This is a genomic window from Streptomyces sp. NBC_00525 (assembly GCF_036346595.1).
GTDB lineage: Bacteria > Actinomycetota > Actinomycetes > Streptomycetales > Streptomycetaceae > Streptomyces.
In genome coordinates this window covers 4534928-4553096 of record NZ_CP107834.1, presented here as the reverse complement: position 1 = coordinate 4553096, position 18169 = coordinate 4534928, and the positions used below count along the sequence as shown (strand labels likewise).

20 protein-coding genes are annotated in these 18169 nt (G+C 73.5%); 10 read left to right on the top strand and 10 right to left on the bottom strand.

What is annotated here, in order from left to right; translation table 11 throughout:
- Positions 1–17 precede the first annotated feature (17 nt).
- Complete coding sequence (dapE, locus tag OG710_RS20385) at positions 18–1097, bottom strand: succinyl-diaminopimelate desuccinylase (protein ID WP_330240610.1); 1080 nt, start codon at positions 1095–1097, stop codon at positions 18–20.
- A 35-nt stretch (positions 1098–1132) separates the two neighbouring features.
- On the opposite strand from dapE, the gene OG710_RS20380 reads away from it, so the two are divergent.
- Together OG710_RS20380 and OG710_RS20375 are read left to right on the top strand one after the other, a co-directional pair.
- Positions 1133–2068: a hypothetical protein gene (locus OG710_RS20380; protein WP_443064277.1), complete on the top strand. Its 936-nt coding sequence runs from the start codon at positions 1133–1135 to the stop codon at positions 2066–2068.
- 325 nt (positions 2069–2393) lie between these two features.
- Complete coding sequence (locus tag OG710_RS20375; protein ID WP_330240609.1) at positions 2394–2792, top strand: ATP-binding protein; 399 nt, start codon at positions 2394–2396, stop codon at positions 2790–2792.
- Positions 2793–2866: 74 nt separating this feature from the next.
- On the opposite strand, the gene OG710_RS20370 is transcribed toward OG710_RS20375, so the two are convergent.
- Together OG710_RS20370 and fdxA are read right to left on the bottom strand one after the other, a co-directional pair.
- Positions 2867–3961: a bifunctional succinyldiaminopimelate transaminase/glutamate-prephenate aminotransferase gene (locus OG710_RS20370; RefSeq protein WP_111338003.1), complete on the bottom strand. Its 1095-nt coding sequence runs from the start codon at positions 3959–3961 to the stop codon at positions 2867–2869.
- 119 nt (positions 3962–4080) lie between these two features.
- The gene (fdxA, locus tag OG710_RS20365; RefSeq protein ID WP_028438930.1) at positions 4081–4401 is read right to left on the bottom strand and encodes a ferredoxin; all 321 of its coding nucleotides are present in this window, start codon (positions 4399–4401) and stop codon (positions 4081–4083) included.
- Between the two features lie 117 nt (positions 4402–4518).
- Between fdxA and OG710_RS20360 the strand changes: the two genes are divergently transcribed.
- The 4 genes from OG710_RS20360 (at position 4519) to OG710_RS20345 (ending at position 8231) form a co-directional block, all read left to right on the top strand.
- A complete protein-coding gene (locus OG710_RS20360) occupies positions 4519–5520 on the top strand; it encodes a GNAT family N-acetyltransferase (protein WP_330240608.1) in 1002 nt (333 codons plus the stop codon).
- Positions 5521–5522: 2 nt separating this feature from the next.
- On the top strand, positions 5523–6362 hold the full coding sequence (locus tag OG710_RS20355) for a transglutaminase-like domain-containing protein (RefSeq protein WP_330240607.1): 840 nt from the start codon (positions 5523–5525) through the stop codon (positions 6360–6362).
- A 247-nt stretch (positions 6363–6609) separates the two neighbouring features.
- Entirely contained in the window at positions 6610–7326 is a 717-nt protein-coding gene (locus tag OG710_RS20350; protein ID WP_330240606.1) for a hypothetical protein, read from the top strand.
- A 185-nt stretch (positions 7327–7511) separates the two neighbouring features.
- Positions 7512–8231: a class F sortase gene (locus tag OG710_RS20345; RefSeq protein WP_330240605.1), complete on the top strand. Its 720-nt coding sequence runs from the start codon at positions 7512–7514 to the stop codon at positions 8229–8231.
- A gap of 18 nt (positions 8232–8249) precedes the next feature.
- Here the strand turns inward: OG710_RS20345 and OG710_RS20340 are convergent, their stop codons facing one another.
- The gene (locus OG710_RS20340) at positions 8250–9473 is read right to left on the bottom strand and encodes an MFS transporter (RefSeq protein ID WP_330240604.1); all 1224 of its coding nucleotides are present in this window, start codon (positions 9471–9473) and stop codon (positions 8250–8252) included.
- A 107-nt stretch (positions 9474–9580) separates the two neighbouring features.
- Between OG710_RS20340 and OG710_RS20335 the strand changes: the two genes are divergently transcribed.
- Complete coding sequence (locus tag OG710_RS20335) at positions 9581–10159, top strand: sugar O-acetyltransferase (protein ID WP_330240603.1); 579 nt, start codon at positions 9581–9583, stop codon at positions 10157–10159.
- A 23-nt stretch (positions 10160–10182) separates the two neighbouring features.
- A complete protein-coding gene (locus OG710_RS20330) occupies positions 10183–10725 on the top strand; it encodes a TetR/AcrR family transcriptional regulator (RefSeq protein WP_111337996.1) in 543 nt (180 codons plus the stop codon).
- A 103-nt stretch (positions 10726–10828) separates the two neighbouring features.
- Here the strand turns inward: OG710_RS20330 and OG710_RS20325 are convergent, their stop codons facing one another.
- The gene (locus OG710_RS20325) at positions 10829–11692 is read right to left on the bottom strand and encodes an ABC transporter permease subunit (protein WP_330240602.1); all 864 of its coding nucleotides are present in this window, start codon (positions 11690–11692) and stop codon (positions 10829–10831) included.
- On the bottom strand, positions 11689–12597 hold the full coding sequence (locus OG710_RS20320) for an ABC transporter ATP-binding protein (protein WP_330240601.1): 909 nt from the start codon (positions 12595–12597) through the stop codon (positions 11689–11691). The genes OG710_RS20325 and OG710_RS20320 overlap by 4 nt, the downstream gene beginning before the upstream one ends.
- A gap of 132 nt (positions 12598–12729) precedes the next feature.
- Between OG710_RS20320 and OG710_RS20315 the strand changes: the two genes are divergently transcribed.
- On the top strand, positions 12730–13980 hold the full coding sequence (locus OG710_RS20315) for a sensor histidine kinase (protein ID WP_330240600.1): 1251 nt from the start codon (positions 12730–12732) through the stop codon (positions 13978–13980).
- Positions 13977–14654 carry a response regulator transcription factor gene (locus OG710_RS20310; protein WP_330240599.1) on the top strand — a complete coding sequence of 226 codons (678 nt, stop codon included), beginning with the start codon at positions 13977–13979 and terminating at the stop codon, positions 14652–14654. The genes OG710_RS20315 and OG710_RS20310 overlap by 4 nt, the downstream gene beginning before the upstream one ends.
- A 31-nt stretch (positions 14655–14685) precedes the next feature.
- Here the strand turns inward: OG710_RS20310 and OG710_RS20305 are convergent, their stop codons facing one another.
- The 4 genes from OG710_RS20305 to OG710_RS20290 are packed head-to-tail and all read right to left on the bottom strand — an operon-like array spanning position 14686 to position 18159.
- Positions 14686–15297, bottom strand: coding sequence for a response regulator transcription factor (locus tag OG710_RS20305; protein ID WP_330240598.1), 612 nt, complete (start codon positions 15295–15297; stop codon positions 14686–14688).
- Positions 15294–16472: a sensor histidine kinase gene (locus tag OG710_RS20300; protein ID WP_330240597.1), complete on the bottom strand. Its 1179-nt coding sequence runs from the start codon at positions 16470–16472 to the stop codon at positions 15294–15296. The genes OG710_RS20305 and OG710_RS20300 overlap by 4 nt, the downstream gene beginning before the upstream one ends.
- Complete coding sequence (locus OG710_RS20295; protein WP_330240596.1) at positions 16469–17224, bottom strand: ABC transporter permease; 756 nt, start codon at positions 17222–17224, stop codon at positions 16469–16471. The genes OG710_RS20300 and OG710_RS20295 overlap by 4 nt, the downstream gene beginning before the upstream one ends.
- Complete coding sequence (locus tag OG710_RS20290) at positions 17221–18159, bottom strand: ABC transporter ATP-binding protein (protein WP_330240595.1); 939 nt, start codon at positions 18157–18159, stop codon at positions 17221–17223. The genes OG710_RS20295 and OG710_RS20290 overlap by 4 nt, the downstream gene beginning before the upstream one ends.
- Positions 18160–18169 lie beyond the last annotated feature (10 nt).

The window sequence follows — 18169 nt, the reverse complement described above, 5'->3', positions numbered from 1 at the left end:
GGAGGTCGGATCGTGGGTCAGGCGGTGAGCCAGGAGCGCAGGCGCTCCTCGCAGTGGGTGATGCGCTCGACCCTGACGTGCTCGTCGCGCTTGTGGGCGAGGACCGGATCGCCGGGGCCGTAGTTCACCGCCGGGATGCCGAGGGAGCCGAAGCGGGCGACGTCCGTCCAGCCGAACTTGGGCCGGGCGGTGCCGCCGACCGCGTCCATGAACGCCTTGGCCGCCGGGTGCGAGAGGCCGGGCATGGCCGCGCCGGAGTGGTCGTCGACGGTGAACTCCGCGACGCCGCAGCCCTCGAAGACCTCGCGGACGTGGGCCAGCGCCTCCTCCTGGCCGAGGTCGGGGGCGTAGCGGTAGTTGACGACGACGGTGCAGGCGTCGGGGATGACGTTGTTGGCGACGCCGCCCTCGATGCGTACGGCGTTGAGGCCCTCGTGGTATTCGAGCCCGTCGATCACCGGCCGGCGCGGCTCGTACGCGGCGAGCCGGGCCAGGACCGGGGCGGCGGCGTGCACGGCGTTGGATCCCATCCAGCTGCGCGCGGAGTGCGCCCGCTCCCCGGCCAGGTGCAGGAAGACGCGCAGGGTGCCCTGGCAGCCGCCCTCGACCTCGCCGTTGGAGCCCTCCAGGAGGACGGCGAAGTCGCCCTTCAGCCAGTCGGGGTGGGCGTCCGCGATGTGGCCGAGGCCGTTGAGGTGGGCGGCGACCTCCTCGTTGTCGTAGAAGACGAACGTGAGGTCGCGGTTGGGCTCGGGCACGGTGGCGGCGATGCGCAGCTGGACGGCGACGCCGGACTTCATGTCGGAGGTGCCGCAGCCCCACAGGAGGCCGTCCGCGTCGAGCCGGGAGGGCACGTTGCCGGCGATCGGCACGGTGTCGATGTGCCCGGCCAGGATGACGCGTTCGGCGCGGCCGAGATCCGTCCGGGCGACGACGTTGTTCCCGTACCGGTCGACGGTGAGGTGCGGCAGGGCCCGCAGCGCCGCCTCGACGGCGTCCGCCAGGTCCTTCTCCTCCCCGCTGACCGAGGGGAAGTCGACGAGCGCGGCGGTGAGGGCGGGCCCGTCAAGGGTGAGGTCAAGCGTGCTTTCGGCCATGGCTAGGAGGGTAGTGCCTGTCGTACGGTGGGCCCGTGCCCAGGACCGTTTCCGCTGCTCCCCGACGTCCCGGCCGCGGTCGGCGGCTGCGGATCGTGGCCGCTCTCGGCGTGCTCACCGCGGTGGCCGGCTATCTGACCGTTCAGTACGTTTCGGGCGGGCGGGGTTCCGACCAGTGCACGGTGCGGTCGGCGGACGGCACCTACCGGCTGACGCCCGAGCAGGCCGCGAACGCCGCGACGATCTCCGCCGTCGGCACCCGGCGCGGGATGCCGGAGCGTGCCGTGACCATCGCGCTGGCGACCGCGCTCCAGGAGTCCGCGCTGCGCAACATCGGCCATGGCGACCGGGACTCGCTGGGGCTGTTCCAGCAGCGGCCCTCGCAGGGCTGGGGCACCGCGAAGCAGATCATGGACCCGGTGTACGCGTCCGGGAAGTTCTACGAGCACCTGGCCGAGGTGCCCGGCTACTCGCGGCTGCCGCTCACCGTCGCCGCGCAGCGCGTCCAGCGCAGTGGCTTCCCGCAGGCGTACGCGAAGCACGAGCCGGACGCGGCGCTGCTGGCCGCCGCGCTGACCGGGCGCACCCCGGCCGCGCTGGACTGCGAGCCGCCCAGGACCACCGGCGGCACGGGTGACGCGGTCGCGGTGCGGGCCGCCCTGACGAGCGCGTTCGGCAAGGACGTCCTGCCGTCCGGCGCGGGCGGCGGGGCCCCGGCGGCCGGCGGCGCGGCGGCGGACGCGCTCACGGTCCCGGTGCGCGCGGACCGCCGCGCCGAGCGGGACGGGGTGCCGCGGCGGGGCTGGGAGCTGGCGCACTGGGCGGTGGCCCAGTCCGAGGCGCTGGGCATCGACGAAGTCGCCTACGGGGGCCGGGTGTGGAAGGCCGGTGAGGGGTGGCACACGGCTCGCGAGGCGGCGCGGCTGCGGGCCTCCGACACGGACGAGGTACGGCTGCGCCTGGTGCGCTGACCCCCGGGGCGGACAACGCCTGACCGCCCGCGCGCGCGTGCGAGCCCTCGCCCGTGCGGGCGTACCGCCGTGCGCCGCGGGCGCCCCGCGAGCGGTGGCCCGGCGATCGGCGCGCCGTCGCCCGTAAGCCTTGTGCCGTAAGGGGAGTGACGGTTCGGCGGTCGGGCACGGCGCGCACCGTTTGCCCCGGTTCCTCCATTGAGGATTATCCGACGCATTGCCAGGTCTTTACGTCGGCGTACCGCAACCTCACCCGCCCCCACGGCGGTTGTCAGGGCGTCCGAGCCACGGACAGCCAGATTTCCCCTCCCGTCGAAGGAGCATCATGTCCCTCCCCCTGACCCGCCGGATCGCCCGTACCGCACTGCTGTTCGCGGCGGGTGCGACCTCCGTGGTCGGTGCGGCCGGCGCCGCGGGTGCCGCGGGGCTCCCGCAGACCGCGGACCTCGGTGGCCTCACCAGCGTCGAGGGCTCCGGTCTCGGCAAGACGGTCGAAGGGGCCGCCCAGCCGGTCTCCGACGTCGCGGGCGAGACCGGCGGCAAGGTCGTCGGCACCACGCTCCCGGTGGCGGGCAGGACCGTCACCGACGTCGGCGGCAAGGCGGCCCCCGCCGCGAAGCAGGTCACCGGCACCGCACAGAGCACGGTCCAGGGCGACGCCGCCGGCGGTCTCACGGACGCGGTCGGCGGCGGCCTGGGCAAGGGCCTGCCGATCGGCGGCTGAGCCCGTCCTGCCGCACGTACACGCGGGGGCCGCAGGGAGTGCGTACTCCCTGCGGCCCCCGCGTACGCCGGTGCTCAGCCCAGCCGCTTGACGGCCGCCGCGACGCGCTCGTCGGTGGCCGTGAACGCCACCCGTACGAAGCGGTCGCCGGCCGGTCCGTAGAAGTCGCCGGGCGCCACCAGGATGCCCAGCTCCGCGAGGTGTGCCACGGTGTCCCAGCACGGTTCGTCGCGGGTCGCCCACAGGTAGAGGCTCGCCTCGCTGTGCTCGATGCGGAAGCCGTGCGCCTCCAGGGCCGCGCGCAGGGCGGCGCGTCGGCCGGCGTACCGGGTGCGCTGCTCGGCCACGTGCGCGTCGTCGCCGAGCGCGGCGACGGTCGCCGCCTGGACGGGGGCGGGCGTCATCATCCCGCCGTGCTTGCGGATCTGGAGCAGCTCGCCGAGCACGGCCGCGTCGCCCGCGACGAACGCGGCGCGGTAGCCGGCCAGGTTGGACCGCTTGGACAGCGAGTGGACGGCGACGATTCCCTCGTACGTACCGCCGCACACATCGGGGTGGAGCACGGAGACCGGTTCGGCCTCCCAGCCCAGTTCCAGGTAGCACTCGTCGCTGAAGACCAGCACGCCGTGCTCGCGGGCCCAGGCGACGATCCGGGTCAGCTCGTCCTTGGCGAGGACCCGGCCGGTCGGGTTGGACGGCGAGTTCAGCCAGAGCAGCCGGAGGCCGGCCGGGTCGAGCGCGGTCGGGTCGTCGTAGACCACAGGTTCGGCACCGCAGAGCCGGGCGCCGACCTCGTACGTGGGGTAGGCGAGGCGCGGGTAGGCGACCTTGTCGCCGGGGCCGAGGCCCAGCTGGGTCGGGAGCCAGGCCACCAGCTCCTTGGAGCCGACGACGGGCAGCACGTTCTCGTGGGCCACCCCGGCCGCGCCCAGCCGCCGCTCCACCCAGCCGGTGAGCGCGTCCCGCAGTTCGGCGGTGCCCCACACCGTCGGATAGCCGGGGCTGTCCGCGGCCGCGACGAGCGCCTGCCGGATCAGCTCGGGCACCGGGTCCACCGGCGTGCCCACGGACAGGTCCACGATCCCGTCCGGGTGGGCCCCGGCCGTCGACTTGTAGGGCGCCAGCTTGTCCCAGGGGAAGACCGGGAGGCGGGAGGAGACTGCGGACACGGCTCTCTGCTTTCTCGTACGGGGGTCACGCGGGCGGTCCGGGGGGCGGGCGGGAAACACCGCGGTCCCGCACGGCGACGAGCCGTACGGGACCGCGGCGGCGCACGTGCCGGGCGCTGTTACTGGTTCTGCGGCGGCAGCGCGGCGACGAACGGGTGGTCCCGTTCGATCAGACCAAGCTTGGAGGCACCACCCGGCGACCCGAGGTCGTCGAAGAACTCGACGTTCGCCTTGTAGTAGTCCTTCCACTCGTCCGGGGTGTCGTCCTCGTAGAAGATCGCTTCCACGGGGCAGACCGGCTCGCAGGCTCCGCAGTCGACACACTCGTCCGGGTGGATGTACAAGGACCGCTGGCCCTCGTAGATGCAGTCGACGGGGCACTCTTCGATGCAGGCCTTGTCCTTGACGTCGACACAAGGCTGCGCGATGACGTAGGTCACGCTGTCGTTCCTCCTCGGTAGGGCGTTGGCTCTCGCGCGGGAGCGCGGCGTCGTCGATGCCCGCCCCTAGTATCTCCGTTCGCGGGCACGAACCGAACAGGAGGGGCGGACAGAGCTGTGGAATTCACCATCGGCGGACGGCTGGAGGTCCGAATTGCACCGGCTGACGTGGGCAAACGGGTATCAGTCAGGCGTTTGACCGAAGACGGCCCCCACGGGCCGAAATTCACCGACACGGTCGGCGTTCTCACATCGTGGGACGACGGTGTGCTGTCCGTCACACCCCGCGGCGGGGATTCGGTGCGCATCCCCGAGTCCTCCCTGGTCGCGGGGAAGGTCGTGCCGTCCGCCCCGGCCCGGCGGCGCGGACCCGCCGCCTCCTTCGCCGAAATCGCCCCCGTCTCGGCGCGCGCCTGGCAGCCCGTGGAGAGCGAACCGCTGGGCGACTGGCTGCTGCGCGCCTCGGCCGGATTCACCCGGCGCGCCAACTCGGTGCTGCCCCTCGGCGACCCCGGCCTCCCGCTCGGCCGGGCGCTCGGGCGTGTCCGCCAGTGGTACGCGGACCGGGACCTGCCGGCGTACGTGCAGACGGCGACCGGCGCGGAGGGGGCGCAGGAGGAGCTGTGCGCGGCCCTGGAGGAGCACGGCTGGCGGCGCGAGGTGACGGCGGAGCTGCGCATCGCCGCGCTCGCCCCGGTCGGTGACCTGCCGGCCGAGATCTCCCGCGTCCGGCTGTCCCGTACGGCCGGCTCGGAGTGGCTCGCCCGCTACCAGCGGGTCGGGACGCCGGGCCCGGAGGTGACGGCCGTGCTGCGCGGCGGGCCGTCGGTGTGGTTCGCCACCGTGCCCGGCGGGCCCGGTGAGGCGGCACCCGCCGCGATCGGGCGATGCGTGGTCGACGGGCGGTGGGCCGGCTTCATGGCCGTCGAGGTGGCCCCCGAGCACCGGCGCCGGGGCCTGGCGACGGCCGTGATGACCGCGCTGGCCCGGCAGGCGATGGACGAGGGCGCGTCCGCCGCCTGGCTCCAGGTGGAGGCGGACAACGAGGGCGCCCGCGCCCTGTACGAGGGGATGGGCTTCGCGGTCCACCACCTGTACCACCACTTCCGGCCGGTGTGACCGTGGCCGACGAGGGGAACGACCGCGAGGAGCTGCGCCGCCGGTTCGCGGCGGAGGCCCGCGCCGAACGGCCCGATCTGGCGCTCCTGTGCCTGCTGGTGGCGGCGGTGGCGGACCCGGAGCTGGACGCGCGCGGGATCGACGAGGCGCAGATCGAGCTGGACCGGCTCGCCGGGCAGCTCCCCTACGGGCTGCGCGGCGCCCATGCCTGGGCGTCGGCGCTGGCCGAACTGCTCGGTGAGCGCTACGGGTTCGAGGGCGCCGCGGCCGACTACCGGCGCCTGGAGTCGTCCCTGCTGCACGAGGTGCTGCGGCGGCGGCGCGGGCTGCCGATCCTGCTGTCGGTGGTGTGGATCGAGGTCGCCCGGCGGGCGGGCGCCCCGGTGTACGGGGTGGCGCTGCCGGGTCATTTCGTCGTCGGGTTCGGCGATCCGGCCGAGCGGGTGCTCGCCGATCCCTTCGCCGGTGGGCGGCCGCTGACGGACCAGGACGCGGAGCTGCTGGTGACGAGCTCGACCGGGGAGCGGTGGGAGCCGTCGTCGCTGGAGCCGGCACGCCCGCTGGAGGTGGTGCTGCGGGTCCTGAACAACATCCGGGCCTGGGCGGCGGCCCGCCCGGAGCACACGGACGTGGCGCTGTGGGCGGTGGAGCTGTCCCTGCTGCTGCCCTCGCACCCGGCGGCGCTGCGCTACGAGCACGCCCAGCTACTGGTGCGCGCCGGGCAGTTCCTGCGGGGCGCGGCGGCGATGGAGGAGTACGCGCGGGTCGTCGAGGGGGTGGACCCGGCCGCGGCGGAGGCGGTACGGCACAGCGCGCGGGCGGCCCGGTCGCTGCTGAACTGACGGGCCGGGGGGGCACGCGGTCGTGCGGGGCGGGGCGGATTCCAAACCTCGCGTGGGTGCGGCGTGCCCTCCAATGGGTGATGTTCCGTTCTCCGCCACTCGATGGGCCCATGGCACGGCCCCCATGCGGCGCTCTTCCGATGGCGGGGTTCCCGGTTCGGCTTGACGGTGGATCACGTAGCCGCTGCGTCACCAGGAGTCGACACACCGTCACTCCTCGCAGGGGCGATGAAAGGACCTGTGACAGATGCGCTCTGCCCGCACGCTGTTCGCCTCGGCCGCCGTCACGGCGGTACTCACCATCACGACCCCGACGGCCTACGCGATGACCGTGGCCGCCGACCAGAACCACGGCGGCTCGTCCGCCGCCGACCACGAGCACGACAACTCCGACGGCGAGTGGAAGAAGGACAAGCCGCACGGCGGCATGCACACCGGCGGCGGCGCGCTGTCGAAGACCGTCACGAAGGAGTGGAAGCCGGGCGACGAGGGCGGCAAGTACAAGGACGCCGACAAGCCCCACGGCGGCGTCCACACCGGCGGCGGCGCCCTCGCCAAGACCGTCAGCGAGTGGAAGCCGGGCGACGAAGGCGGCAAGTACAAGGACGCCGACAAGCCCCACGGCGGCATGCACACCGGCGGCGGCGCCCTCGCCAAGACCGTCAGCAAGGAATGGCAGCCCGGCGACGAGGGCGGCAAGTACAAGAACGAGGACAAGCCCAGCGGTGGCGTCCACGCAGGCGGTGGCGCCCTCGCGCAGACGGTGAGCGAGTGGAAGCCGGGCGACGAGGGCGGCAAGTACAAGGACGAGCAGAAGCCGTCGGGCGGTATGCACACGGGTGGCGGCGCGATGGCGATGACCGGCAGCGGTCTGGCGGCCGGTTCGCTGCTGCTCCTCGGTGGCGCGGGTGTCGCGGCGTACCGGCTCCGCCGCCGCCAGGCGTCCGGCGGTGCAATGGCCTGACCGGCCCGCGGTCCCCGGGGCGTGTTCCGAAAGTCCCGCCTGCCGGGCGACGCCCCAGCCGTCGCGGTCGCCGTCCCTCCGGACGGCGGCCGCGGCGCCCGCGTTTTCCCCCTAGGGCCTGTCCGGCGGATCTTCGCGGGCCAGGCCCGAGTACCGCACCCGCCCGGACGAAAGGCTCGTTCTCCATGGCCGCCCCGCAGACCTCCGAATCCCCCGCCCCCGGAACCGCGGCCCCCACCGGTCCGCTGAGCCGGGCCCTGTTCTGGCCCCTCGCGGTGGCCGGGCTCGGCATGGTCCTGATCTACCACTCCATCGGTTCGCCGGTGGACGACAAGCCGCCCGCCCCGCCCTCGGTGGCGGTCTCCGCGGCCGCCTCCCCCTCTTCCTCTTCCTCCGCCGCCGGTGCGAAGGGCGACGAGCCGAGCGAGTCGCCGTCGCTGCCCCGCTCGGAGCCGACCCGGCTGCGCATTCCGTCGATCGCGGTGGACGCGCCCTTCACCCCGCTGTCGATCGGCGCGTCGGGCCGGCTCGACGCGCCGCCGCCGAACGACAAGAACCTGGTCGGCTGGTTCAAGGACGGGCCGACGCCCGGCGAGCTGGGGACGTCGATCGTGGCGGGCCATGTGGACACCACGACCGGGCCCGCCGTCTTCCTCCAGCTGCGGTTCCTGAAACCCGGCGCGACCGTGGACATCACCCGCGCCGACGGGACGGTGGCCTCGTTCTCCGTGGACAGTGTGGAGACGTTCAGCAAGGCGGACTTCCCGGACGACAAGGTGTACGCCGACACCCCGGACGCGCAGCTGCGCCTGATCACCTGCGGCGGCAACTACGACCGAAAGGCGAAGGACTACGAGGACAACGTGGTGGTCTTCGCGCACCTGGACTCGGTCGGGGCGAAGTGAGCGGCGCGCGCCGGGGTGTCACGGTGTCGCCGGAGCCGCCCGGGTGCCGGTGGCGTCGCGGTCGGGGCCGGGGCCGGTGTCCAGCGCCCCGGCCAGTGCCGTGGCCACGGCCACCAGGGCGAGGACGACCGTCATCGTGAGCCGGAGGCCGATGTGGTCGGCGAGGAAGCCCAGGGCGGGCGGGCCGACCAGGAACGCGCCGTAGCCCGCCGTGGAGACGGCGGCCACCCGTGCCGCCGCGTCGCGCGGGTGGTCACCGGCGGCGGACACCGTGACCGGGAAGCCGAGGGAGGCGCCGAGCCCCCACAGCACGGTGGCGGCGCCCGCCATCCAGGGGCTCGGGGCGACGACGACCACCACGAGGCCCAGCGCGGCGGTGAGGCCGCTGATCCGGACGACCCTCACCCGTCCGAACCGCTCCAGGAAGGGGCCGCCGGCCAGCCGGCCGAGGGTCATCGAGGCGGCGAAGACCAGGAAGGTCAGCGAACCCGCCGTGGCGCTCACGTCGTACCCGTCGACCATGAGCAGCGGCAGCCAGTCGTTGGCGGCGCCCTCCGCGAAGGCCATGGCCAGGACGATCACCCCGATGAGGACGAGCTGCCGGTCGCGCCACACGTGCAGTTGCCCGCGCAGCCCGCCCCCTGCGGACCCGGTGGCGGGTGCGTCCTCCTTGCCCGTGCCGTGCGGGATGGCGAGGACCGCCCGCGCACCGGCGCCGGCTATCAGCACCGCGACGAGTGTCAGATGCCATCCGACGGGGAACGCGGCCGCCGTCAGGGCCATGCCCAGGAGCGCCCCGATGACGGTTCCCAGGCTGAAACATCCGTGCAGCACGGGCAGGACGGGCCGGCCGATGGCGCTCTCGACGGCGGCGCCCTCGATGTTGAACGCCACCTCGCTCATCCCCATCCCGCCGCCGAACAGGGCGAGCCCGCCGAAGACCACGGCGGCCTGCGAGAGGGCGGTGCCGGCGGCGACCACCAGCAGCCCGGCGACGATCAGGAGGACGCCGCCGAGGATCGTCGCCCGGCCGCCGCGGCGCCGTACCAGCGGTCCGGACGCCGTGACCCCGGCCATCGAGCCGGTGGACAGCCCGAACAGCACGAGGCCCATCGCGCCCGTGGACACGTCGAGCCCGTCCCGGACGGCCGGGGTGCGGGCGACCCAGGAGGCCATGCCCGTACCGGCGGCGAGCATGAACAGGAACAGGGCGGCACGCCAGCGGCGTGTGGCGGCATCCATACAGCGGGGCCTCGTCAGACGGTCGGAATGTGGGCGTGCGAAGTGGCGGCGAAGATGACGGACGCCATGAGCGTACGATCGTACGCCTGGAGTGTACGCTCGTACCCATGACGGACCACTTCGCGGGCGACCCCCGTACGAACCACGAGCGGATGCTCGCCGGAGACCTGTACATCGCCGACGATCCGCAGATCGTCGAGGCGCAGAAGCGGGCCGTGCGGCTGGCCGCCCGCTATCTCGCCGCGTACACCGAGGACCCGGACGCGGCGCGGCCGGTCGTCGCGGAACTGCTCGGCGGCCTGGGCGAGGGGGCGCACATCCGGCCGCCGCTGTACGTCGACTACGGCTCGTACCTCACGATCGGCGAGGACACGTTCGTCAATTACAACCTCACCGCGCTGGACGTCGCCCCGATCACCATCGGCCGCGACTGCCAGATCGGGCCGAACGTCCAACTCCTCACGCCCACCCACCCGGTGGAGCCGGGACCGCGCCGGGACAAACTGGAGGCGGCGCGTCCCATCACCATCGGCGACAATGTCTGGCTCGGCGGCGGGGCGATCGTGCTGGCCGGGGTGACCATCGGGGACAACAGCGTCATCGGCGCGGGAGCCGTCGTCACCAAGGACGTTCCCGCCGACGTGGTCGCCGTGGGCAATCCGGCCCGGGTGATCCGTTCCATCTAGACGAGGACGACGGGGGACACAGGGTGGCGACCGGACAGAACGACCCCGAGCGGCGGGAGCGGATCATCGCCGCCGCGCTGGACGTGATCGCGGCCGAGGGGGTCGCCGGGACCTCGCACCGCAAGGTCGCCGCCCGCGCGGGAGTGCCGCTCGGTTCGATGACGTACCACTTCGCCGGGATGGACGAGCTGCTGCGGGAGGCGTTCACCCGCTTCTCCAGCGGGATCGTCGCCGTCTTCGAGGAGCGGCTGGGCGCTGCCGGCACACCCGACGAGGCGCGTGAGGCGGTCGCCGATCTGGTGCACCACCTCTCCGGCGGGAATCAGCGCGAGCTGGTCCTGACCCACGAGCTGTACACGCTCGCCGCCCGCAAACCCGCCTACCGCGAACTGACCCGTGAGTGGATGCGCCGCAGCCGGGTCGCCCTGGAGTGGCACTTCGACCCGGCGACGGCCCGTCAGCTGGACGCGCTGATCGAGGGCCTGTCCATTCACCGCGCCCTGGAGACCGAACCGCACGACCGCGCCCTGACGGCCGAGGCGATTTCCCGCATCACGCGCGCCTGAAACACGCGCGCCCCCAGCCCCTGGCCGGCACCTACCTGACCGAGGTGCCGGCCAGGCCCCACCGGTCGCGCCGGTCTCACCGGTCTCACTGGCCTCACCGGTCTCACTGGTCGCGCCGGTGGACCGCGTACACCGCCACCGCCCCGGCGGCCAGCGCCCACAGGGCGTAGACGGTCCAGGCACCGGCCTCGGACCACGGGAACAGCTCCGACGGGGGCTGCGGCACGGCCACGTCCCGCAGCCGGTCCCAGGCGCTGAACGGCAGGGTGTGCCGGAGCACCGCCGTCGGATGGCGGCGGTCGCTGAGGATCATCGGGAGGAGCAGCAGCACGACCACGCACGCCACGATCGAGCCGCCGGTGTGGCGGATCACCGCGCCGATGGCCAGTCCGGCGAGCGCGGCCACCGGGGCGAGCAGCGCGGACGCGGTGAGGACCTGGAGCACTCCGGGGTCGCCGAGGGAGACCGCGGCACCGCGCCCGGACAGGATCGCCCGGGTGGAGGCGAAGGAGGCGGCGGCGACGAACACCCCGAACCCGGTGGTGACGGCGGCCAGCACGAGCACCTTGGCGGCGAGCACCGAGCGCCGGGCCGGGACGGCGGTGAAGGTGGTGCGGATGAGCCCCGTCCCGTACTCGCCGGTGACGGAGACGGCACCGATCGCGGCGAGGGCCAGGACCAGCACCAGCGCGGCGTTGTCCGTGAACGCGTCCATGAGCGCCAGGCGGTGTTCGACGAAGAACTTCTGGCTCGCCCTGTCGTACTGGTACCAGTACTTGTAGTGGTCGTACGCCGTTCCGGCGTTGAAGCCGACGACGGCCAGCGCGCTGAGCACGTACAGCCAGGGCGTGGAGCGCAGCGACCACATCCTGAGCCACTCGGCCGCGAGCAGGTCGGTGAAGCGGGCGCGCGGCTGGTCGCGAACCGCGCGGGCGGGGGCGGCGGGGGCGGTCGTCGCCGTGGTCATCGGTGGTCTCCTGCCGTGTACTGGACGCTGTCCGAGGTGAGTTCCATGAACGCCTCCTCCAGCGAGGCGCCGAGCGTGGTGAGTCCGTGCAGCAGGACGCGGTGGCGCAGGGCGAGTTCGCCGATGCGCTCGGCGGGCAGCCCGGTCACCGTGAGCAGTTCGCCGTCCGCGGTCACCGCGGCGCCCTCGGCGGTCAGCAGCGGGGCGAGGACCGCGGTGTCCGGGGTGCGTACGGTGACGCTGAGCCGGGCGCCCCTGGCGGCGAACGCGCTCAGGCTCTCGGCGGCGATGAGGCTGCCGCGCCCGATGACGACGAGCCGGTCGGCGGTGTGCTCCATCTCGGTCATCAGGTGGCTGGAGACGAAGACGGTGCGGCCTTCGGCGGCGAGCCTGCGGAAGAGGCCGCGCACCCACAGCACGCCTTCCGGGTCGAGGCCGTTGAGCGGTTCGTCGAAGAGCAGGACGGGCGGGTCGCCTAGGAGGGCCGTGGCGATGCCGAGGCGCTGGCGCATCCCGAGCGAGAAGCCGGAGATGCGGCGGCGGGCCGCGGCGGTGAGGCCCACCTCGTCGAGGACCTCGTCGACGCGGGCACGCGGGATGCCGTTGCCGCGTGCCAGGACGGCGAGGTGGGAGCGGGCGGTGCGGCCGCCGTGGACGTCGCCCGCGTCGAGCAGGGCTCCGGCGTGGCGCAGTCCGCGCGCGTGGTCCCGGAAGCGGCTGCCCCCGAGGGTGGCGGTTCCGGCGGTCGGCTCGACCAGGCCGAGGAGCATGCGCAGGGTGGTCGTCTTGCCGGCCCCGTTGGGCCCGAGGAAGCCGGTCACCTCGCCCGGCCGGACGGTGAAGGTCAGGTCGTCGACGGCGGTGGTGTCGCCGTATCGCTTGGTCAGTCCGTTGACTTCGATCACGCCGTCCACTCTGCTCGCGCCGGCCGGCGGTGTCGTCGGGCCGGCGCTGACACCCTGCGGGGCCGATGACCACCCGTGGGTGTACAACCGTGGGTCGATGTGCCGGGGCGCGGCGCTGGCTACGATCGGCGCATGTCCTCGTCACCGATTCTGCCCCTGCTCAAGCGCGTCCCGCCGGGCGCGTGGGTGGCGGCTGCCTGGTGTGCGGGCATGGCGCTCACGTTCCTGATGCGGGTGCGGCTGCCCGGCGAGCTCGCGCCCACCGTGCGGCCGGGCGTGCTCTTCCTCCGGTGGGACGGCCTGCTGACGCATCTGCTCGCCACGGTGCTGCTGTTGACGGGTTGCACGCGTCTGACGCGCCGCCCGCTGGTCGCCGTGGCGGTGCTGCTCGCCGCCTCCGTGGTCGCCACGCTGCCGCTCAGTGTGGCCGAGATACCCCTCGCCCAGTTCCTGTCCGTCTACGCCGCCCTGTACTTCGTCGCCGCGACCCGTCCGCTGCGCACGGGCGTCCTCGCCCTGGTGATGTCGATAGCCGTCCCGATCGCCTATGTGAGCTACCGGGCGCTCGCCGGCTGGCCCGCCGGCACGTCGGCGGAGCTGGTGGTGGCGCTGACGGCGGTCGTCGCCTGGCTGGTGGGCCGCTCGGTGTACGAGAGCCGCCGGCACGACGCGGACCTGACGGCCAGGGCCACGGACCGGGCGCTCGTCGCGGAACGGCTGCGGATCGCCCGCGAGATGCACGACGTCGTGGCGCACAGCGTCGGCATCATCGCCCTCCAGGCGGGCGCGGCGGCCCGGGTGGTGCACACCCAGCCGGACGCGGCGCGGGAGGCGATGAGCGCGGTGGAGGCCGCGGGCCGGGAGACGCTGTCGGGGCTGCGCAGAATGCTGGGCGCCCTGCGGGAGTCGGCGCCGGGCGAGGAGGAGGCGCCGCGGGGCCCCGCCGAGGGCCTGGCCGACGTCGGGCGCCTCGCGGAGGCCACGACCGCCGCGGGGGTGCGGGTCGAGGTGGAGTGGCGGGGCGAGCGGCGGGCCCTGCCGCCGGAGCTGGAGCTGTCGGCGTTCCGGGTGATCCAGGAATCGGTGACCAATGTGGTGCGCCATGCGGGGACGGACGCCTGCCGGGTGTGTGTGCGGTACGGCGTGGAGGAGCTGTCCGTCGAGGTGACGGACCGGGGCCGGGGCGCCGGCCAGGGTGCCGGCCGGGACGCTGCGCCGGGGTTCGGGCTGGTCGGGATGCGGGAGCGGGTGGCCCTGCTGCACGGCGAGTTCGCCGCCGGCCCGGTCCCCGGCGGCGGGTTCCGGGTGACGGCCCGCTTCCCGGTGCCGCCGCCGGGGACCCTGTCCGAACCGCTGCCGGCGGTGGGGACGGTGGCCACATGAGCGCCGACGCCGCCGGGCCCGTCCGGGTGGTCCTCGCGGACGATCAGCCGCTGGTGCGGACCGCGCTGCGCATGGTCATGGCCGACACCCCTGACATCGAGGTGGTCGGCGAGGCCGGGACGGGCGAGGAGGCCGTGCGGCTGGTCGCCGAACTGGCCCCCGATGTCGTCGTGATGGACATCCGGATGCCCGGCATGGACGGCATCGAGGCCACCGAGCGCATCGCCGCCACGGAGGCCGGCACCCATGTGGTGGTGCTGACGACGTTCGACGACGACGATTACGTGTACGGGGCGCTGCGCGCCGGCGCGGCCGGGTTCCTGGTGAAGGACATGGCGCTGGACGACATCCTGGCGGCGGTCCGGGTGGTGGCGTCGGGGGACGCCCTCATCGCCCCGGCCGTCACACGGCGGCTGATCCGGGAGTTCGCGGCCCGTCCCGTCGCGTCGCCGTCCCCGCCGGCGCCGCTGGCCGCGATCACCGAGCGGGAGCGGGAGGTGCTGGTGCTGGTCGGCGGCGGGCTCTCCAACGCGGAGATCGCCGAGCGCCTGGTCATCAGTGTGGCCACGTCCAAGACGTATCTGACCCGGCTGCTGGCCAAGCTGGGGGCGCGGGACCGGGTGCAGTTGGTGATCATGGCGTACGAGGCGGGCCTGGTGTCGCCCGGCCGGTGAGCGGCGGGGCGGACGGCAGGAGGCGCCCCCGCTACAGCCAGCCCTTTTCGCGGGCCGTGCGGACGGCCTCCGCGCGGTTGCGGGCGGCCGTCTTCTGGATCGCCATGGAGAGGTAGTTGCGGACGGTGCCCTGGGAGAGGTGGAGCGCGGCGGCGATCTCCGCGTTGGTGGAGCCGTCGGCGGCGGTGCGCAGCACCTCGCGTTCGCGGTCGGTGAGCGGGTTGGCCCCGTCGGCGAGGGCGGCGGCGGCGAGGCCGGGGTCGATGACGCGTTCCCCGGCGAGCACCTTGCGTACCGCTTCGGCGAGTTGGGCGGCCGGGGCGTCCTTGACCAGGAAGGCGTCGGCGCCCGACTCCATCGCGCGGCGCAGATAGCCGGGCCGGCCGAACGTGGTGACGACGACGACCTTGACGTCCGGGAGGGCTTCGCGCAGCCGGGCCGTCGCGTCGATCCCGGTCATGCCGGGCATCTCGATGTCCAGCAGGGCGACGTCCACCGCGTGCTCCCGCGCCGCGGCCACGACCTCGTCGCCGCGGGCGACCTGGGCGACCACCTCGATGTCGGGCTCCAGGCCGAGGAGCGCCGCCAGGGCCTCGCGCACCATGGACTGGTCCTCGGCGAGGAGAAGTCTGATCATGCTCATTCCGGGGATACTAGGCCGGATTCGAACGGAACGCTGAGGACCATGGTGAAGCCTTTGCCCGAACGCTGATGGGTGGCGCGGGTGCTGACGGTGCCGCGCACGGCGGAGAGGCGTTCGGTGATCCCGGTGAGGCCGTTGCCGGGGCCGCTGCCCGCCGCGCCGCGGCCGTCGTCGGCGACGGTGAGTTCGAGGACCCGCCCGTCCAGCGTCTGGCGCGGGGCGAGCGAGACGGTGCAGCGCTGGGCGCCGCTGTGGCGTACGACGTTGGTCACCGCTTCCCGCAGCCCCCAGGCGAGCACCTCCTCCGTCTCCTCGGGCAGCCCGTCCGGCACCTCGGCGGGCACGTCGGCGGTGACTCCGGCGGCGGCCAGCGCGGTGCGGGCCCCGGCCAGTTCGCCGGGCAGGGTCGGCCGGCGGTACCCGGTGACGGCGCTGCGTACGTCCACCAGCGCCTGGCGGCTGACCTGTTCGATGTCGGCGACCTGGGCGGCGGCCCGTTCGGGCTGGTCGGGAAGCATCCGGCCGGCCAGTTCGCTCTTGAGGGTGATCAGGGAGAGCGAGTGGCCCAGGAGGTCGTGCAGATCGCGGGCGAGCCGCAGCCGCTCCTCGTTCGCGGCGAGCTGGGCGACCGTGGCACGGGCCTCGCGCAGCTCGACCGTGGTGCGCACCAACTGCCGTACGCCGGTCATGGCGAAGCCGCCGAGCAGAGCCGGGAAGACCAGCGCGGTGATGATCTCGCGCGGGTTCTCCAGGGTCGCGCCGACCCCCACCAGCAGGGCGGTGACGGCGGGAATCAGCCAGCGCGCGGTCCGCAGCGGCAGCGTGGCGCCCACGGACACCGACACGTACACGAACAGGACCAGCCAGCGCGTGCCGAACGTCAGCGACAGCAGCACCGCGAGCGCCCCGAGGAACACGAGGAACGCCCGGACCCGGAAGACGTCGAGCGCCTTCGACGTGTGCCGGAAGACCAGGACGAGATAGGCGCCGACGAACACCAGCAGCCCGAGCACCCCGAGCGCGGTCGCCCACGGGGTGTGGTTGCCGTCCGCGAGATCCTTGACCGGCGCGCTCATGAACGCCAGCCAGATCCCGATCCACAACAGCTTCACCCCGGCCTGCCGCGCGGTACCGGGCATCCGCCCCAACCCCACCGACATCTCGTCGTCCCTCACGCCTTCAACGTGTCCTTCCGGTAGAGCCAGGCCGCGCCGCCCGTGAAGAGCAGGAAGTAGGCGCCGAGGACGGCGATGTCCCGGGCGTGCGGCGCGCCGCCCATTTCGACGGCCTGGCCGAGTGCAGCGTACGCGTGGGTGGGCAGCCACTCGGAGATGTTCTGGAGCCACTGCGGGAAGGTGGCGCTGGGCATCCACAGGCCGCCGAGGATGGAGAGGCCGAAGTAGATGATCATGGTGACCGGACGGACCGCGTCGCCGCTGGCGAGGTAGCCGATGGCGACGCCGAGCGCGGCGAAGACCAGGGAGCCGGCCCAGATGACGCCGGTCAGCGCGGCCCACTGCCAGGCGTCGAAGCGCACGTGTTTGAACGTGGCGGCGACGAGGAAGACGACGACGATGCACGGCAGGGTGACCATGGCGGCGCCGGCGATCTTCGCCAGGACGTAGCTGCGGCCGGGCAGTGCGGTCAGCCGCAGTTGGCGTACCCAGCCCTTCTCGCGTTCCTTGGCGATGCGTTCGCTGTTGCCCATCAGGACGGCGGTCAGCGCGCCGAAGGAGGCCATGGAGACCATGAAGAAGGACTGGAGCGTCAGATCCGTGCGCGGGATCGTGTCGGTGTCGTTCTGGGTACTGGAGATCAGCAGGTAGATCACCGAGGGGTAGATGACGGAGAAGAACATGAACTTCTTGTTCCGCAGGGTCCTGGTGACTTCGAGCCGGATCAGGGCCCAGGAGAAGGGGTTCGTCATGAGTTCTTGGCCTCCTCGGCCTCGGTGATGGCCACGAACGCCTGCTCCAGGCCGATTCCGGCGACTTCCAGTTCGCGCGGGTAGAGGCCGAGGCCGTAGACGGCGTGCACGGTGGCGTCGGCGTTGTGCGACTGGATGCGCACCCGGCGTCCGTTGATGTCGAGCGTCGAGAGGAACGGCAGCGCGCGCAGGGCCGCTTCGTCGACGGCGTCGTCCAGTGCGAAGGAGATCCGGCGGGCTCCGGCCCTGGCCTTGATCTCGGCGGCGGTGCCGTCCGCGAGGAGTCGGCCCTTGTGGAGGACCAGGACGCGGTCGGCGATCGCGTCGGCCTCTTCGAGGTAGTGGGTGGCGAACAGGACGGTACGGCCCTGCGCGGCCTGCTCGCGCATGGTGGCCCAGAACGCCTGGCGGGCGGTGACGTCCATGCCGGTGGTGGGCTCGTCCAGCACGATGAGGTCGTTGGCCCCGGCGGTGGCGAGCGCGAACCGTACGCGCTGTTCCTGGCCACCGGACAGCTTGTTGACCATCCGGTCGGCGATCGATGTGATGCCCGCGCGGGCCAGCACGTCGTTCAGCGGGTACGGGCGCGGGTGCAGTCCGCAAACCAGCCGGACCAGTTCCTCGACGGTGACGTCCTCCATCAGCCCGCCGCTCTGCAGCATCGCGCCGACCCGGCCGGCCGCGATGGCCTCGCGCGGGGTCGTCCCGAAGAGGCGGACCGTGCCGGAGTCGGCCGGGCGCAGCCCGAGGAGGAGGTCGAGGGTGGAGGACTTGCCCGCGCCGTTGGGCCCGAGGAGCGCCACGGTCTCGCCGGGGTGCAGACGCAGGGTGAGCCCGTCCACGGCACGTACGTCGCCATACGCCTTGGTCACCTGTTCGAAGGCGACCACCGCTGTCCTCGTCGTGGTCGCTTCGCCGGCTGTCGTCGTCGTCATGCGTCCAGCC

Coding starts and splice junctions, on each gene's coding strand:
- dapE (WP_330240610.1), bottom strand. CDS start 1,097: ATGGCCGAAAGCACGCTTGACCTCACCCTTGACGGGCCCGCCCTCACC.
- OG710_RS20375 (WP_330240609.1), top strand. CDS start 2,394: ATGTCCCTCCCCCTGACCCGCCGGATCGCCCGTACCGCACTGCTGTTC.
- OG710_RS20350 (WP_330240606.1), top strand. CDS start 6,610: ATGCGCTCTGCCCGCACGCTGTTCGCCTCGGCCGCCGTCACGGCGGTA.
- OG710_RS20345 (WP_330240605.1), top strand. CDS start 7,512: ATGGCCGCCCCGCAGACCTCCGAATCCCCCGCCCCCGGAACCGCGGCC.
- OG710_RS20340 (WP_330240604.1), bottom strand. CDS start 9,473: ATGGATGCCGCCACACGCCGCTGGCGTGCCGCCCTGTTCCTGTTCATG.
- OG710_RS20335 (WP_330240603.1), top strand. CDS start 9,581: ATGACGGACCACTTCGCGGGCGACCCCCGTACGAACCACGAGCGGATG.
- OG710_RS20325 (WP_330240602.1), bottom strand. CDS start 11,692: ATGACCACGGCGACGACCGCCCCCGCCGCCCCCGCCCGCGCGGTTCGC.
- OG710_RS20315 (WP_330240600.1), top strand. CDS start 12,730: ATGTCCTCGTCACCGATTCTGCCCCTGCTCAAGCGCGTCCCGCCGGGC.
- OG710_RS20310 (WP_330240599.1), top strand. CDS start 13,977: ATGAGCGCCGACGCCGCCGGGCCCGTCCGGGTGGTCCTCGCGGACGAT.
- OG710_RS20305 (WP_330240598.1), bottom strand. CDS start 15,297: ATGAGCATGATCAGACTTCTCCTCGCCGAGGACCAGTCCATGGTGCGC.
- OG710_RS20295 (WP_330240596.1), bottom strand. CDS start 17,224: ATGACGAACCCCTTCTCCTGGGCCCTGATCCGGCTCGAAGTCACCAGG.
- OG710_RS20290 (WP_330240595.1), bottom strand. CDS start 18,159: ATGACGACGACGACAGCCGGCGAAGCGACCACGACGAGGACAGCGGTG.